The organism is Paraburkholderia hiiakae (genome assembly GCF_904848665.1).
In the GTDB taxonomy this organism is placed as follows: Bacteria; Pseudomonadota; Gammaproteobacteria; order Burkholderiales; family Burkholderiaceae; genus Paraburkholderia; species Paraburkholderia hiiakae.
This window is the reverse complement of sequence record NZ_CAJHCQ010000026.1, coordinates 18,330-33,224: the sequence shown is the minus strand read 5'-3', so window position 1 is coordinate 33,224 and position 14,895 is coordinate 18,330. Positions and strand designations below refer to the sequence as shown.

Genomic DNA, 14,895 nt, shown 5'->3' with positions numbered 1-14,895 from the left:
GCATCAAGACCACCTTTTCGCCGCATTCATCGCGCTCAATTCACCAGAAAAACATGCACAAACCTGCCGCCGCCCGCCGCTCTCGCCTCGACACCGTTCGTTTCCGTTCATGCGCGCCACGTGCGCGCCGTGCGCAACTGAGTGCCGCGCTGCTGGTGAGTGTCGGCGTCACGTTCACGACGCTCTCCACGTCTGGCTGGGCGCAAGACAGCGCCCCGGCCGACGCGCAAGACAGCACGCCAACCGGGAGCACCAAAGCCCTGCCCACCGTCAAGGTCAGCGCCGCGCGCGACAGCCAGGCGGCCTCGCCCGATCGCGTGAGCGCGGGCGCGCTTGGCAACCGCAGGCAGGTGGACACGCCGTTCTCGACCAACGTGGTGACGACGGAAGAAGGCAAGGATCGCCTCGCCTCCACGGCCAACGACCTCTTCAAGTACGACCCGGCCGTGACCGATGTCGGCAACAACATGACCGGCGAAAATTCGGCGTTCAGCATTCGCGGCTTGCCGGTCGACATGCTCAACGGCGTGAAGGTGGACGGCCAGACCTTCCCCTCGTGGGACACCGAGCTTTCGCTCGAACAGTTCGAGCAGGTCGAGATGCTCAAGGGGCTTTCGGGCTTCATGTACGGCTTCAGCAACCCGGGCGGCATCGTCAACTACGTGCTCAAGCGCCCGACCGACGACCCGTACCGCAGCTTCTCGATCGGCTATCAGTCGGCGGGGGTGTTGAGCCAGAAGATCGACCTGGGCGGTCGCTTCGGCCCGGACAAGCAGTTCGGCTATCGCCTCAATCTCGTGAACGAAGACGGCAACACCGCCGAAGCGAACGGTCACGTGCGCCGCCAGGTGGCATCGCTCGCGCTCGACTATCGCATCACGCCGGACCTCACGTGGACGGTCGACGCGTTCTACCAGAAGCGCAAGATCACCGGCACGCTGTTCGGCATCTACTTCGGCTCCGATGAGAACGGCAATCCGCTAAGCATTCCCGACGCGAGTAAAGTCACGCGCCAGCTCACGCAGCCGCAAAACTGGTACGAAACGGAGATCGCCTCGTTCGGCACCGGGCTCGACTATCGTTTCTCGGAGAACTGGCACGCGAATATCAAGTACCGCTTCGCCAAGGAAAACCGCTACAACTCGGATAGCCTGCTCTCCGTCTTCAACACGCAAGGCGATTACTACAACACGCTCTATGCCGCGTTGACGCGCTACTTCTATCAGAACGTCGATGCCAATGTGCAGGGCAAGTTCAACACGGGCCCGTTCAAGCACGATGTCGTAGTGGGCGCGAGCTATCAGAGCCAGCAAAGCGAATACGACGACAGCGAAGGCTGGAACGACGGCTATTCTCTCGGCATCGGCAACCTCTACGGCAGCACGCTGCTCACGAACGACGCGGTGCATATCGGCGAGGCCCTCTACCGCCACGAGCGCACCACCCAAACCGCGCTCTACGCGAGCGACACCGTGCAATTCACTTCGCGCCTCTCCGCGCTGCTGGGTCTGCGCTATACGCAGTTCCACGACACCACCTACAACCCCGATCAGTCGCAGGCGTCGAGCTATAGCGCGAACCCGGTCACGCCAACCGCTGCGCTCATGTTCAAGCTCGACCCGGATTCGACGCTCTATGCGAGCTATGTCGAAGGCCTGCAGCAAGGCGGCGCGGCGAGCAACACGAACGTCAACTATCCGCAGACCTACGGCCCGCTCAAGAGCCGGCAGTATGAAGTGGGCTTCAAGGCCGACCATCGCGGCTGGGGCGCCAATCTCGCGCTGTTCCGCGTCGATCAGGGCTACGAATACACCAATTCGGCAAACGTCTTCGTGCAAAGCGGTACGAAGCGCTACGACGGCGTGGACGCGAGCGGCTGGCTGCAGGTCGCCAACGACTGGCGCGTGCTGGGCGGCGTGATGTGGCTGGACGCGAAGGCCGTGGACGTGGACGACCCGAGCGTGGAAGGCAAGCGCGTGTACGCCACGCCGCGCTTCACGCTCACCGGCCGCGTGGAATACAACCCGTCATACCTGCGCGCGCTCACGGTCGCGTTCGGCGGCAAATATGTCGGCAATATGGCCGTCGATGCCGCGAACACGCAGTTCGTCCCCGCCTATACGACGTGGGACCTGAGCGCGAAATACGAAACGCAGGTGGCTAGCAAGGACGTCACGCTGCGCGCGGGCGTGAACAACCTGTTCAACCGCCGCTACTGGACCGCGGCGTGGGGCTATTACGTGATGCCGTCCGCCACGCGCACCTTCGTTGCGAACGCAACGCTCGAATTTTGATCCGATTTTTGATCGCTTGATCCGTTTCTTCTCATAGTGTGGTTAAAAAAGGGCCAATGTCTCCAGACGTTGGCCCTTTCCTTATGCACGCCCTGCAGCATCTGCGATCCAGTGGCACAATGGGCGCTCCGCATTTTTCGGCTCCCGCCTGTGCGCATTACCGTGCGCGCGGCGAGAGCCTGTCGTTGAACCGTTGAAAAGGATCGTCCCATCATGAGTTCCAGCGTGAAGCCCTATCCCAACACCCAGATCTACATCGACGGCGCATGGCGCGCCGGCGCGAAGACGATTGCTGTGATCGACCCCGCGACCGAAGCGGAAATCGGCCGCCTGAGCCTCGCGAGCGAGCAAGACCTTTCCGATGCGGCCACCGCGGCCGAGCGCGCTTTCCGCGAATGGCGCAAGGTCTCGCCGCTCGAGCGCAGCAAGCTCATGCGCCGCGCCGCGCAACTGCTGCGCGATCGCGCCGACGACATCGCCGCGATCATGACGCGCGAGCAAGGCAAGCCGTTTGGCGAAGCGAAGCTCGAAACGCTCGCGGGCGGCGACACGATCGACTGGTTCGCCGAAGAGGGCCGCCGCACCTATGGCCGCGTGATCCCGTCGCGTTCGGACGCCGTTCGCCAGATCGTCACGCGCGAGCCGGTGGGCCCGGTCGCCGCGTTCACGCCGTGGAACTTCCCGCTCAACCAGGCCGTGCGCAAGGTGTCGGCCGCCCTCGCCTCGGGCTGTACCGTCGTGCTCAAGGGACCGGAAGAAACGCCGGCCAGCTGCGCAGAACTCGTGAAGGTGTTCGCCGACGCGGGCCTGCCCGCAGGCGTGCTGAACCTCGTGTTCGGCGTGCCTTCGGAAGTGTCGTCGTACCTGATCGCGCATCCGGCGATCCGCAAGATCTCGTTCACGGGCTCGACGCCGGTGGGCAAGCTGCTCGCCTCGAAGGCCGGCGAGCACATGAAGCGCGCCACGATGGAACTGGGCGGCCACGCCCCGGCCATCGTGTTCGCCGACGCCGACGTGCCGCGCGCCGCGAAGCTGCTCGCGAGCGCCAAGTTCCGCAACGCGGGGCAGGTCTGCATCTCGCCTACGCGCTTCATGGTGGAAGACGCCGCCTACGACGAATTCGTCGAGCACTTCGTCGCGACGACGCGCGCGATCAAGGTCGGCAACGGTCTCGAAGACGGCGTGCAGATGGGCCCGCTCGCGAACGACCGCCGCCTCGCGGCAATGGAACGCCTCGTGGCCGACGCGCGCGAACAGGGCGCGAAGGTGCTGACGGGCGGCGAACGCGTGGGCCGCGAAGGCTACTTCTTCGCGCCGACCGTGCTCACCGACGTGCCGCTTTCGGCACGCATCATGAACGAAGAGCCGTTCGGCCCGATCGCGCCGATCTCGCGTTTCTCGAGCTACAAGGACGCGATCGTCGAAGCGAATCGTCTGCCGTACGGTCTCGCCGCGTACGCCTACACGCGTTCGAGCGCGACTTCGGCGGCACTCTCCGACGACGTGGAAACCGGCATGCTGTCGATCAACCACCACGGCCTCGCCCTGCCGGAAACGCCGTTCGGCGGCGTGAAGGATTCGGGTTACGGCTCGGAAGGCGGCAGCGAAGCGATGGAAGCGTATCTCGTCACGAAGTTCGTTTCCGAGCATCGTTGATCGCTTCACGCGCAAACGCGCTTCCTGCGCCACTCACGGTCCGGGAAGCGCGCGCGGATAGTGCGGCAAGCCGTCCGCGAGTTGCACCCAGGCCAGCTTTTGCGAGGTCCAGGTGTGATTCTCGGGCGGCGCATCGTCGGGACGATCGAGGGTGCCCGTCGCCACATCGATCTCGCCCGCGAACGCCGCATGCCGGTAGGTCAGCGGCGTGCCGCAGTCGGCGCAGAACGCGCGCTCGACACCCGGACTCGACACATGCGTTTTCGTTGCGCCCGCAACGAGCCGGAACGCACTCCACGGCACGCTCACCCAGCCGACGAACGGCGCTCCCGAAGCGCGCCGGCAATCCACGCAATGGCACACGGTGCTGCCAATCGGCGCAGCCGAGATCTGGTAGCGGACCTTGCCGCATAAACAGCCGCCTGTCAGCATCGCTCTCTCCTTCGCACACGTGGCCTGGTCAAGGCTCTCAGCGCTGGAAACACGCGCGCCCGAGCATCGTTGCACGATTTCGCTTCGCACATGGAATAAAACGCGGTGACGTGTTGTTGACGCCAGTAACGGCCCTCGAGCCATCGACTGGATCCATCATGCACACACTCGCACACTTTTCGCTTTCGATTGCGTTGCTGCGCGCGCGCACTGGAGCACGCCCGTGAAGCGCGCCTCGATCTGCGTGCCGTGCCGGCTCGCCGCCATCGCGGCGGTGGTGGGTTGCGCCGGCGCGGCTTTTGCATGGACGGCCGGCTGGCTCACGCCGCAACGCCTCACCGCGCCGCATATCATCAACACGTTCGAGTCGAACTACGGCATTCATACGGGCTATCGGCGCAATCACGCCAAGGGGCTGTGCGTGGAAGGCTGGTTCGAAAGCAACGGCAACGGCGCGCAGGTCTCGCGAGCGGCCGTGTTCGCGCCGGGACGCACGCCCGTGATTGGACGCTTCGCGATTCCCGGCAGCAACCCTGCCGCGCCCGATGCGAGTACGCCCGTGCGCAGCATGGCGCTCCTCTTCCAGTTGCAGGACGGCGAGCAGTGGCGCACCGGCATGAATTCCGCACCCATCTTTGTCGTTCGCACTCCGAAGCAATTCTATAGCCAATTGGTCGCCTCGAAACCGGATCCGTCAACGGGCAAGCCCGACCCCACGAAACTCGACGCCTTCTTCCAGGCGAATCCGGAAACGTTGCCGTTCCGCAACTGGCTGAAGGCGCACCCGCCCTCCTCCAGTTTCGCGAACACGGCGTTCTACAGCGTCAACGCGTTCATCGCAACCGATGCCGCAGGCAACCAGCGTGCCGTGCGCTGGCAGACCGTGCCCGAAGTGGCTTATGCACCGCAAACGCCCACAGAAAAGGCCGACCCGAACTTCCTGGCCGACGACTTTTTCACGCGCTTCTCGGCGGGCCCGCTACGTTGGCATCTGGTGCTCACGGTCGCGGCGCCCGGCGACCCCACGAACGACGCCACGCAGGGATGGCCTGCGGACCGCCAGCAGATCGACGCCGGCACACTCGTATTGCAGCGCGCCGAACCGCAGGCCAACGGCATGTGCCGCGACGTGAATTACGATCCGACCATCCTGCCCAACGGCCTGAGGCCTTCCGACGATCCGTTGCTCGCCGCCCGTTCGGCAGCGTATTCCGTTTCGTTCAATCGCCGCACGCGCGAGGAAGCCAACCTCGCACAAACGCATGGAGACGCGCAGCCATGAAACAACCGGGCCAACACTTCAGCGCGCTCCAGCGCCTCTTGCATTGGTCGATGGCAGTCCTGATCATCGCCATGCTGTTCGTGGGCGTCGGGATGGTCGCGACAGTCTCACGGCTGCATGACACCCTGCTCGCGCTCCACCGGCCGCTGGGGATCGCGCTGCTTGCGCTCGTGCTTGTGCGCCTGGCCGTCCGGCTCACGCGCGGCGCGCCGGCTTTGCCCGCCGATCTGCCCATATGGCAGCGCCTTGGCGCGCACGCTTCGCACCTCGTGCTCTATGCGTTGATGATCGCGATGCCGCTGATCGGCTGGTCGATGCTCTCCGCGGGCGGCTATCCGATCGTGATGTTCGGCGGCGTGCATCTGCCTCCGATCGTGCCGCATGACGTCGCACTCTACGCATGGCTGCGTGCCGCGCATACGTGGCTTGCCATGGCGCTCTATGCGAGCGTTTTGCTGCATCTGGGGGCTGCGCTCTTTCACGCGCTCATTCGCCGCGATGGCGTGCTCGCCAGCATGGCGCGTGGCGAAGTGCGTGGACAGCTACGTTGATGAAGCCAGGCTCCCGCGCGCGGGAGCCTGGCCGATGAATCAGATGTGAGCGTCGCGTCCGGCCACTGGCGGCACGGTTGGCTCCATGAGTTCCTGAAGCAGCGCATCGCGCGCGCTTCGGCGACGCACCCACAGCGCCGTGAGCATCGGCACGAGGATCGCGGTCACGAGACAGGCGGTTGCGACCATTGCGGTTGCCGCCGGCACGAGCGGCTTGAAACTCGGAATCATCTCGCCGATGATGGCCGGATTCGCGACCGCCGCGCCCGCCGTGGACGAAGCTGCGAGCCCCGCCGCGCCATTGCCACCCGCAATCAGGCGGTCGGCGAGAATCAGCGGAATGCCGGTCACGACGATCACGCCAAGCCCGAGCACCACGCCCGGGATCCCGCTCGTGACGATCACGTTGAGATCGATGCCGTTGCCGAGCGCAAAGCCGAAAAAGGGAATGAGCGGGTGGACGCAGCGACCGAACAGTTCGCGCAGATCGCTATCGAGATTGCCTAACGCAAACCCGATCAGAAACGGCAGCACAGCGCCCACGAAAAGCCGTGGCTCGAAAAAGGCCACGCCGGTCGCGCCGAGAATGATCATGCTGACGAGCGGCCCCGACTCGATCGACATCAGCACGAACGCGCCCGCCTCTTCTTTCGTACCGTACTGCTGCATCACGGCCGCATAGAGACCGCCGTTGGTCATGTCCATCGACGTCGTGATGGCGAGCACCGAAAGCCCGGCAAAGAGCCCGGTCTTCACGCCGTCAACGGGGATGAAACGCGCGGCGATTAGCGTGGCGACCCAGGCCACGATCATCTTCGTGACGAGCAGCGTGCCGGACTTGCGCAGCACGGTGCCGGTGGCGCGCAGGTCGATGGTCGCGCCCATGCAGAAGAACCACACCGCGAGAATCGGGACGGTGCCGGTGATCAATCCATTGGAGAACGAACCAAAGTACTTGCCAGCGCCTGGCGCGAACGTATGAACACAGGCGCCGAGCAGCAGCGGCACCAGCATCAGCCCGCCTGGTATACGGTCTATCGCCTTCTTCAGCTTCATGCCTCCTCCGTGGACTTCGCATCCGGTTGCCGGATCGGCACGTTGGTGCGTCCGGCTTTTTTCTCGCGGTGCTCCCTTTTCGGAGACAGGATAGCAGCGTGAAAGGAACGCTGTTCCGATTTTTACGCTGAAAATCATCAACGTTTACCCGCTCATGATTCACTATTTGGGCAGACCGCTTGCCAAGCGCGCTACGGCGTCGCAACATTTCCGGACCGGCGTTCCGACCGCGTGGATCTGCACTATAGTCCACGAGAGGCGCCGTACCGCCCGGCGCACAGGAGCACGCAATGAACGAATCGGACAGCAGCACGGAGAAAGGCGAATCGGTCTCGTCGATCGGCCGCGTGTTCGCGATCCTCGGCGCGCTGGGCGAGAACGGGCCGATCGGCATCAGCGAGCTTTCGCAGCGCCTCGCGCTTTCCAAAACCACCGTGCACCGCGTACTGCAAACGCTCAAGGCGCTAGGCTATGTCGCGCAGGAAGTCGAAACCGACCGCTATCGTCTGACGATCCGGCTGTTCGAACTGGGCGCAAAGGCGCTCGAAAGTGTCGACCTCGTGCGCGAGGCCGACATCGAAATGCGACGCATCGCGCAGGCCACGCGCGAAGCGGTTCACCTGGGCGCGTTCGACGAAGACGCGATCATCTACATCCACAAGATCGACTGCGATTACGGCCTGCGCATGCAGTCGCGCATCGGTCGGCGCAATCCGCTGCATAGCACCGCAATCGGCAAGGTGCTGCTCGCGTTCATGCCGCCCGCCGACGCGCAGGAAACGCTTTCGCATGTGGTATTCAGGAAGTCGACGCAAAAAACGCTCAGTTCCGCCGATGCGGTATTGAACATACTCCCGCACGTGCGCGAACAAGGCTATGGCGAAGACAACGAGGAACAGGAAGATGGTTTGCAGTGCCTGGCAGTGCCGGTGTTCGACCGCTTCGGGCATGTGATCGCCGGCCTCTCGATCTCGTTTCCGACCATGCGCTGCGGCGCGGACACGAAAGCGCACTACGTCGCCCTGCTCAAGCGCGCGGGCGCGGCGATTTCGGCGCGGCTCGGCTATTGCGAGCCGGCCGCGCACGAGCATGTGCCAGCCGAACCCGGTTAGCCCGGCGCAGCCGCTGTGGCGGCCGTGGCCGTCGTGGTGGTCTGCCAACCGAGACCCAGGCTCTTCTGCAGCGACACGAAGTCCTTGAGCAAATCGGCCTGGCCCGACACCACGTTCTGCTGCGCGGCGAATTCCGTGCGCTGCGTGTCGAGCAGATCGACGAGGCTCGACGCCCCCGCGCGATAGCGCTGGCGCATGAGCGTCGCGGAACGCTCGGCTGAAACCTGCACCTTCTGCAAGGTCACCAGATGCTCGCGCTGATAGCCATAGCGCGAGAGCGACGCGTTGGCGTCCTGCAGCGCCGCGAGCACAGCCTTCTCGTAGCGCGCCTCGGCTTCGTCGCGCGACGCTTGCGCGCCGTGCACCGCGCCCAACGTGCGCCCGAAGTCGAACACGTTCCACTGCAGATACGGCGCGCCTACCCAGCTGAAATTGCTCTTGCGGAACAGGTGCCCCGGCTCCGCTGCCGAAAAGCCGAGGTCGCCGAACAGCGTGAGCTTGGGCAGGAAGTCTGCTACATGCTCGCCGATCTGTGCATTGCTCGAGGCGAGACGCCGCTCCGCCGCGCGAATGTCAGGGCGTTGCGCGAGCATCGTGGTGGGATCGCTCACCGGCACGCTTGCGGGCAGCGCTGGCAGCGGCTGCGCCGTTGCCAGCTCCGCGTCCAGCGCGCCAGGCGCCCGGCCTGTGAGCACCGCCAGCTGATCCAGCGATATTTCCACTTGCGCCGCCAGCGGCGTGATCGTGGACCGCGTGTTTTCCACCTGCGTGGTGAGCCGCTCCACATCCACCTCGGCGGCGGTGCCGCCCGCGCGGCGCTGCTCAGTAAGCGTGAGCATCTCCTGCTGCAGTTGCGCCGTGCGCTGCGCGATGGCAAGGCGCTCCTGCTCGTCGCGCAGATCGATGTAGGCCTGGGCGACTTCGGCCGCGAGCGATACCTGGGTGTCCGCAAGATCGGCGTTCACGGCATCGGCCTCGTCGCTCGCCGCTTCCACGGCGCGGCGCGTGCCGCCGAACAGGTCGATTTCCCACGACGCATCGAAGCCCGCCGTGTAGAACGTAACCGGGCCGCCACCCGAAGAAGCGCCCTGACCCGAGCTGCTGCCCGACGTCAACGCGCCCAAGTCCGGCTGACGCATGCGGATCGCCGCCGCGCTCGCGCCGACCTTCGGCAGCTCGGCGGCGCGTTGCTGCTGCAGTTGCGCGCGCGAGGCGCGCAAACGCGCCTGCGCCGCGCGCACATCGGGATTGTGGGCGAGCGCCGCTTCGATCAGCGTGTTCAGTTGCGCATCGTTCAACGCGAGCCACCATTGGCTCGGCGCACGCGCGGGTGTCACGCCTTGCGCCGGCGTGCGCAGGAATGAAGCTGCGTTCGCCGCTTCAGGCGCAACGGCCGGTGCGCCGCGATAGTCGGGGCCCACGGTGCAGGCGGCCAGCGCGCAGGCGGCAGCGAACGCGCTCAGCGCGGCATAGGGGAATCGGGAGTAACGGGTTGCCGTCATGAGTCAGAGAGAATCTTCAGTGGCCGGCAGACGACGCTTGCGCGCCGGGCTGCGGCTTCTTGAGCAGGAGCGCGAGCGGCACGCACGCCGCCAGTGCAATGCCGAGCACCCAGAATGTTTCGGAGTACGTGATGACCATCGATTGCTGCGAGATCTGCGCCGCGATCTGGCCGAGCGCCTGCATCTGCGAGTGCGCCATGTCGCCCGTCTGGGTGAACCAGTTGGCCGCGCTCGCGGCCACGCGTTCTTGACCAATGATCGAATTGGCGCTCAGCGATTCGCGCAGCACGGCCGTATGGAACGCCTCGCGCCGGTCGATGAGCGTGCCGATGATCGCAAGGCCGACCGAGCCGCCCAGGTTGCGCGCCATGTTGTAGAGCCCGGCCGCGTCGCCGGAATCTTCGCGCGACACCGCCGCCATCGAGGCCTGGTTCAGCGGCATCATCGCGAGCATCTGTGCCACACCGCGAACGAGCTGCGACCACACGAAATCGTGACCCACACTCTGCGCCGTGAGCGAAATGTCGAGCATGCAGCTCAGCGTGAAGAGCAGCAGACCGGACACCACCAGGATGCGAAAGTCCACCTTGCCTAGCAAGCGCGGCAGGATCGGCATCACCAGGAACGCGGGCAGCCCCGAGAGCAGCATGATCGCCCCGGACTGCTGGGCGTTGTAGCCGGCCACGAGGCTCAGAAACTGCGGCAGCAGGTACGAAATGCCGTAGAGCCCTGCCCCCACCGCGAACACGATGACGATCACGCTCGCATAACGCGGATTGCGCATGAGCGAGAGGCGCAGAATGGGCTTTTTCGCGGTGAACTGCGAAAGCGCGATGAGCGCCATGCCCGCGAGCGAGACCCACGTAAGCGCGACGATGTAGTGCGATTCGAACCAGCGTTCGCGCTGCCCCTCTTCCAGCACGACGGTCAGCGAGCTAAGACCGATGGCCAGCCCGGTAATGCCCAGCCAGTCCGCCTTGAGAAAGGCTTCCCAGTGCGGCCGGTCGGGTTCGAGCCCGACGAGCAGCAGCGTGATGAGCGCGAGACACACCGGCAGGTTGATGAAAAAGCACCAGCTCCAGCTGATGTTCTCCGCCAGCCAGCCGCCCACTACGGGCCCGAGCAGCGGGCCGAGCAGCACGATCAGGCCAAACACCGTCATGCCCACGGGCAGCTGCGAAAGCGGCAGGCGCGTGCGGATGATGGTCTGGCCGGTCGGGATCATCGCGCCGCCGGTGAAGCCCTGGCCAATGCGCCCGGCGATCATCATGCCAAGCGTATTCGACCAGCCGCACATCATCGAAAAGGCGATGAAGAGCGCCGAGTTCGCCAGCAGGAAATTTCGCAGTCCGAATACACGCGTGAGCCACGCGGCGAGTGGAATCATCACGATCTCGGACATCAGATAGCCCGTGGATATCCACGTGCCTTCGGTGCCCGTCGCGCCAATCTGACCCTGGATCTGCGGCAGCGCCGAGTTCGTGATGGAGATGTCGAGCGTCGCCATCAACGCGCCGAGCGCGCCCGCCGCGACAGCGATCCAGTCGGCCACGCTCGCGCGCTCGCCATGCGGATGCGGCACCGCTGCCGCAACCGTATTAGCCACGGTGGTTCTCTTGATCGATACGGCGGTCGTCTTCGCTCGCGGAGCGCGTGTCGACATCGACCGTCACCGACATGCCCGGCAGCAGCACGCTGCGCGTTTCAGGCCCGGTTTCGAGGCGAATGCGCACCGGCACGCGCTGCACGATCTTCGTGAAGTTGCCGGTGGCGTTCTCCGGCGGCAAGAGCGCGAACTGCGCGCCCGTGCCCGGCGAGAAGCTGTCCACCACGCCGTGCAGCGTGTGGCCAGGCAGCGCGTCGACGTGCAGTTCCACGGGCTGGCCCGCACGCATGCGGCCGATCTGCGTTTCCTTGAAGTTCGCTGTGAGGTAGGTGCGCTGCACCGGCACGACGGTCAGCATGCGCGTGCCCGGCTGCACGTACTGGCCCGCGCGCACGGTGCGGTCGCCCACGCGGCCTGCAAGCGCGCTCTTCACTACCGTGTTGTCGAGATCTAGCTGCGACTGCGCGGCGTTCGCACGCGCCGCCTCGAGCTGCGCGCGCGCCTGCGAGAGCTGCGCGTTCAGCGCCGAGATTTGCGAGCGCGCGGACGTGACGGCGGCAGCGTCGGCGGCGAGCGTGGCCTGCGCCTTGTCGCGTTCGCTCTTGAGTTCGGCAAGCCGCTCGGTCGTTTCCGCACCGGTGGCCGCGAGCGGCGCGTAGCGCGCCACTTCGTCGTTCGCGTGACGCAGACTCACCTGGGCGACTTCCTGCTGCGCCTGTGCCTGAGCGACGTTCGCCCGCTGCTGCTCGATCTGCGCTTGCGCATGCTCGATGTCCGCCGTGCGCGCGTCGACGGTGGCCCGTGCCTGGTCGAGCGCCACCTGATACTGGCGCGCGTCGAGCTTCACGAGCGGATCGCCCGCCTTCACGGCCTGGTTGTCGGCCACGTAGACGTCCGTCACATAGCCGCTCACCTTCGGGGCGATCGTCACGCTGTCGGCCTGCAGATAGGCGTCGTCAGTGGATTCGATGAAGCGCCCGACGACCCACCAGTGGCCAAGCCACACCGCCGCGGCGACGAGCGCCGCGAGTCCCAGCAGGATCAGAACGGTTCGTTTCGTGCCGCTTCGCGCGGGCGCGGTGGCGGCGTCCGGCACGTTGCGCCCGGGCGCGCCTGCAGTCGTAGACATGTCGTTGTTTCTCAATTTATTCCAGTCGGCAAAATTATTCCACCTGGAAAAACTGTGTCAAGTGTTATATTTCGCAGGGATACGAAAGGAAATGCATGAGCGAAGGCAAGAAACTGCGACGTTCGCCCGAAGGAGGCTATGCGCGTGGCGATGAAACACGCCGCAAGATCATCGAGGCGGCGATCAGCCTGTTCGGGCAGCACGGCTTCGACGGCGCCTCCACGCGCGACATCGCCGCGCGCGCGGGTGTGAACGCACCGGCATTGCAGTATTACTTCGAGAACAAGGAAGGCCTCTACCGCGCCTGCGCGGAGTCGATCGCCGACGAGTCGTGGCAATCATTCGCGCCAGCCGTGCAGCGCGCGCGCGTTGCGCTTGAACGCAACGCGGACACCGAAGCGCTGATCGACGCGTTCATCGACATCCAGTCGGCCGTGGCCGATCGGTCCTTCGTCAAGCAGCACGGGCCGGACCAGCGCCTGTTCTTCGCACGTGAACAGGGTGGTGGCGAGCCAGAAATCGGTTCGGAAATCCTGCGCGAGCGCGTGCGCTCGCCGCTGAACACCATCAATGTGGAACTGCTCGAGCGCATAACCGGCATGCCGGCCCACGATCCGCTCACCGTAGTGCGCATGTTCAGCCTGTACGGGCAGTTTCTGCTTTTCTTCATCGCGCGCCGCACCACGCTCACGATGCTCGGTTGGGACGACATCGACAGAGCCAAGGCCGACTTCCTGAAGGCGAGCATCGCGGAACAAACGCGCGTGCTGCTGCACCACTGGAATCGCGAGCGCGACAAGCACAATCGCTCAGAATAACTAATCACTATTCGGCCGGCCGGCACGATCCCGCGACGCCAGTGGGAGCCCTCGCGGCGCCTCTCTGCGCGTGTTAGTGTTCGGGATTCCCTCCCGCATGGAGCCGCCCACATGTCTCCCCTCGCCGCCGTTGCCAGTATTCTCCTCGCTGTTCTACTCGGGGCCATGAGCCCCGGCCCGAGCTTCGTGCTCGTCGCGCGCAACTCGATCGGTTTATCGCGCCGTGACGGCGTCGCCACCGCGCTAGGCATGGGCACGGGTGCGATCTGCTTCGCGGGCATCGCGCTCGCCGGGCTCTACACCCTGCTCGCCACCGTTGCCTGGCTGTACGCCGCGCTCAAGATCGCGGGCGGCGCCTATCTGCTCTACATCGCCTCGCGCATCTGGCGCGGCGCCGGCACGCCGGTCACCGTCAGCAAGACGGCGGCACCGGGCGAGCGCCCCGGCAAGTCGTACTGGAGCGGCCTCACCACCCAGTTGAGCAACCCGAAAACGGCCATTGCCTATGGCGGTATCTTCGTTGCGCTCCTGCCGCATAACCCGCCGTTGTGGTGCTACTTCGCGTTGCCGCCGCTCGTGTTCGCGATTGAAACCGGCTGGTACACCGTCGTCGCGCTGTGCTTTTCGAGCCAGCGTCCGCGCGACGTCTATCTGCGCGCGAAAAGCGGGATCGACCGCATTGCGGCCGGCGCCATCGCGGCGCTCGGCCTACGCCTCATCTTCAGCGCCGGGCATCGCGGTATCTGAGGCCACTGCGCCGGACGCGGCCCAGAGGTCGCGCCCGGCGCCCCGGATTTTTTTGCATGGAGCGCTTGACAATCTATCTTCCAGTAGATAAATTAGAGCCCATGGATACGAAGTTGACAGTGCGGGAGCAGGTTCTCGACCACGCCATCACCCTCATGATGCTGCGCGGCTACAACGGGTTCAGCTACCGCGACCTGTCAGAGTTGGTGGGCGTGAAAACGTCGAGCATCCACTATTACTTCCCGTCGAAAGACGACCTGGTGCTGGAAGCGGTAAGCCAGTACAGCGGCGAAGTTATGGCGGGATTGCAGTCGATCGACGCAGCGCTCCCGGCGCGCGAAAAGCTCGCTACATACACGCGGTTCTTCGGCAAGACGCTGGGCGACGGCAACCAGATCTGTCTGTGCGGCATGCTGGCCGCGGACATCGAATCGCTGCCGGAAACCGTGCGTCAGGCTGTGCAGGCGTTCTTCCGCGCCAACGAAAACTGGCTGGCCGAGGTGCTGGCGCAGGGCGCGAAAGAAGGCACGCTGGTCGTGAAGGGCAAGCCCGAAAGCGCGGCCCGCACGTTGTTCGCGGCTTTGCAGGGCAGTGTCCTCGCGAGCCGGCTGTTCCATACGAAGTCGCGCCTCGAAGATGTCGAAGCCATGTGGCGCGTGGCTCAGTAAAGGATTGCCCGTAATACGGGGCGGCTAGCCGTCTCTTTTATT

Annotated in this window: 13 protein-coding genes; 8 read left to right on the top strand and 5 right to left on the bottom strand. The window is 65.1% G+C overall.

The genetic code is table 11. From position 1 onward, the window contains the following. The first annotated feature begins 53 nt into the window (after window positions 1-53). Window positions 54-2,294, top strand: a complete 2,241-nt coding sequence (locus tag JMY28_RS33615) for a TonB-dependent siderophore receptor (RefSeq protein ID WP_201700196.1) — start codon at window positions 54-56, stop codon at window positions 2,292-2,294. A gap of 213 nt (window positions 2,295-2,507) precedes the next feature. After that, complete coding sequence (locus JMY28_RS33610) at window positions 2,508-3,950, top strand: NAD-dependent succinate-semialdehyde dehydrogenase (protein WP_201700195.1); 1,443 nt, start codon at window positions 2,508-2,510, stop codon at window positions 3,948-3,950. Window positions 3,951-3,983: 33 nt separating this feature from the next. Here the strand turns inward: JMY28_RS33610 and JMY28_RS33605 are convergent, their stop codons facing one another. Further along, window positions 3,984-4,382 carry a GFA family protein gene (locus JMY28_RS33605; protein WP_201700194.1) on the bottom strand — a complete coding sequence of 133 codons (399 nt, stop codon included), beginning with the start codon at window positions 4,380-4,382 and terminating at the stop codon, window positions 3,984-3,986. Between the two features lie 223 nt (window positions 4,383-4,605). Here JMY28_RS33605 and JMY28_RS33600 point away from each other — a divergent pair, with 223 nt between their 5' ends. Together JMY28_RS33600 and JMY28_RS33595 are read left to right on the top strand one after the other, a co-directional pair. After that, window positions 4,606-5,664, top strand: coding sequence for a catalase family peroxidase (locus JMY28_RS33600; RefSeq protein WP_236597165.1), 1,059 nt, complete (start codon window positions 4,606-4,608; stop codon window positions 5,662-5,664). Beyond that, window positions 5,661-6,215 carry a cytochrome b gene (locus JMY28_RS33595; protein ID WP_201700193.1) on the top strand — a complete coding sequence of 185 codons (555 nt, stop codon included), beginning with the start codon at window positions 5,661-5,663 and terminating at the stop codon, window positions 6,213-6,215. The genes JMY28_RS33600 and JMY28_RS33595 overlap by 4 nt, the downstream gene beginning before the upstream one ends. A 39-nt stretch (window positions 6,216-6,254) precedes the next feature. Here JMY28_RS33595 and kdgT read toward each other — a convergent pair whose 3' ends face one another. After that, window positions 6,255-7,271: a 2-keto-3-deoxygluconate transporter gene (gene kdgT, locus JMY28_RS33590; RefSeq protein WP_201700192.1), complete on the bottom strand. Its 1,017-nt coding sequence runs from the start codon at window positions 7,269-7,271 to the stop codon at window positions 6,255-6,257. 290 nt (window positions 7,272-7,561) lie between these two features. Here kdgT and kdgR point away from each other — a divergent pair, with 290 nt between their 5' ends. Beyond that, a complete protein-coding gene (kdgR, locus tag JMY28_RS33585) occupies window positions 7,562-8,383 on the top strand; it encodes a DNA-binding transcriptional regulator KdgR (RefSeq protein WP_201700191.1) in 822 nt (273 codons plus the stop codon). Here the strand turns inward: kdgR and JMY28_RS33580 are convergent. From JMY28_RS33580 to JMY28_RS33570, 3 genes are read right to left on the bottom strand one after another with little or no spacing between them, the layout of a single operon-like run. Beyond that, the gene (locus JMY28_RS33580; RefSeq protein WP_201700190.1) at window positions 8,380-9,885 is read right to left on the bottom strand and encodes an efflux transporter outer membrane subunit; all 1,506 of its coding nucleotides are present in this window, start codon (window positions 9,883-9,885) and stop codon (window positions 8,380-8,382) included. The genes kdgR and JMY28_RS33580 overlap by 4 nt on opposite strands. A gap of 16 nt (window positions 9,886-9,901) precedes the next feature. Beyond that, window positions 9,902-11,548 carry an MDR family MFS transporter gene (locus JMY28_RS33575; protein WP_201700189.1) on the bottom strand — a complete coding sequence of 549 codons (1,647 nt, stop codon included), beginning with the start codon at window positions 11,546-11,548 and terminating at the stop codon, window positions 9,902-9,904. Then, window positions 11,484-12,620, bottom strand: a complete 1,137-nt coding sequence (locus JMY28_RS33570; protein ID WP_201700188.1) for an HlyD family secretion protein — start codon at window positions 12,618-12,620, stop codon at window positions 11,484-11,486. The genes JMY28_RS33575 and JMY28_RS33570 overlap by 65 nt, the downstream gene beginning before the upstream one ends. Before the next feature lie 95 nt (window positions 12,621-12,715). Here JMY28_RS33570 and JMY28_RS33565 point away from each other — a divergent pair, with 95 nt between their 5' ends. The 3 genes from JMY28_RS33565 to JMY28_RS33555 all read left to right on the top strand — a co-directional run bounded on the left by JMY28_RS33565 (window position 12,716) and on the right by JMY28_RS33555 (window position 14,853). After that, window positions 12,716-13,438 carry a CerR family C-terminal domain-containing protein gene (locus JMY28_RS33565; RefSeq protein ID WP_201700187.1) on the top strand — a complete coding sequence of 241 codons (723 nt, stop codon included), beginning with the start codon at window positions 12,716-12,718 and terminating at the stop codon, window positions 13,436-13,438. A gap of 111 nt (window positions 13,439-13,549) precedes the next feature. Then, window positions 13,550-14,185 (top strand): LysE family translocator, encoded by a 636-nt coding sequence (locus tag JMY28_RS33560; protein ID WP_201700186.1) that lies wholly within the window; start codon window positions 13,550-13,552, stop codon window positions 14,183-14,185. A gap of 101 nt (window positions 14,186-14,286) precedes the next feature. Then, entirely contained in the window at window positions 14,287-14,853 is a 567-nt protein-coding gene (locus JMY28_RS33555; RefSeq protein WP_201700266.1) for a TetR/AcrR family transcriptional regulator, read from the top strand. The last annotated feature ends 42 nt before the right edge of the window (window positions 14,854-14,895 follow it).

Excerpts from the sequence above, each read along its gene's own strand:
- JMY28_RS33575 (WP_201700189.1), bottom strand. The coding sequence starts at position 11,548 with ATGTCGACACGCGCTCCGCGAGCGAAGACGACCGCCGTATCGATCAAG.
- JMY28_RS33615 (WP_201700196.1), top strand. The coding sequence starts at position 54 with ATGCACAAACCTGCCGCCGCCCGCCGCTCTCGCCTCGACACCGTTCGT.
- JMY28_RS33595 (WP_201700193.1), top strand. The coding sequence starts at position 5,661 with ATGAAACAACCGGGCCAACACTTCAGCGCGCTCCAGCGCCTCTTGCAT.
- JMY28_RS33555 (WP_201700266.1), top strand. The coding sequence starts at position 14,287 with ATGGATACGAAGTTGACAGTGCGGGAGCAGGTTCTCGACCACGCCATC.
- kdgT (WP_201700192.1), bottom strand. The coding sequence starts at position 7,271 with ATGAAGCTGAAGAAGGCGATAGACCGTATACCAGGCGGGCTGATGCTG.
- kdgR (WP_201700191.1), top strand. The coding sequence starts at position 7,562 with ATGAACGAATCGGACAGCAGCACGGAGAAAGGCGAATCGGTCTCGTCG.
- JMY28_RS33610 (WP_201700195.1), top strand. The coding sequence starts at position 2,508 with ATGAGTTCCAGCGTGAAGCCCTATCCCAACACCCAGATCTACATCGAC.
- JMY28_RS33580 (WP_201700190.1), bottom strand. The coding sequence starts at position 9,885 with ATGACGGCAACCCGTTACTCCCGATTCCCCTATGCCGCGCTGAGCGCG.
- JMY28_RS33560 (WP_201700186.1), top strand. The coding sequence starts at position 13,550 with ATGTCTCCCCTCGCCGCCGTTGCCAGTATTCTCCTCGCTGTTCTACTC.
- JMY28_RS33605 (WP_201700194.1), bottom strand. The coding sequence starts at position 4,382 with ATGCTGACAGGCGGCTGTTTATGCGGCAAGGTCCGCTACCAGATCTCG.
- JMY28_RS33565 (WP_201700187.1), top strand. The coding sequence starts at position 12,716 with ATGAGCGAAGGCAAGAAACTGCGACGTTCGCCCGAAGGAGGCTATGCG.
- JMY28_RS33570 (WP_201700188.1), bottom strand. The coding sequence starts at position 12,620 with ATGTCTACGACTGCAGGCGCGCCCGGGCGCAACGTGCCGGACGCCGCC.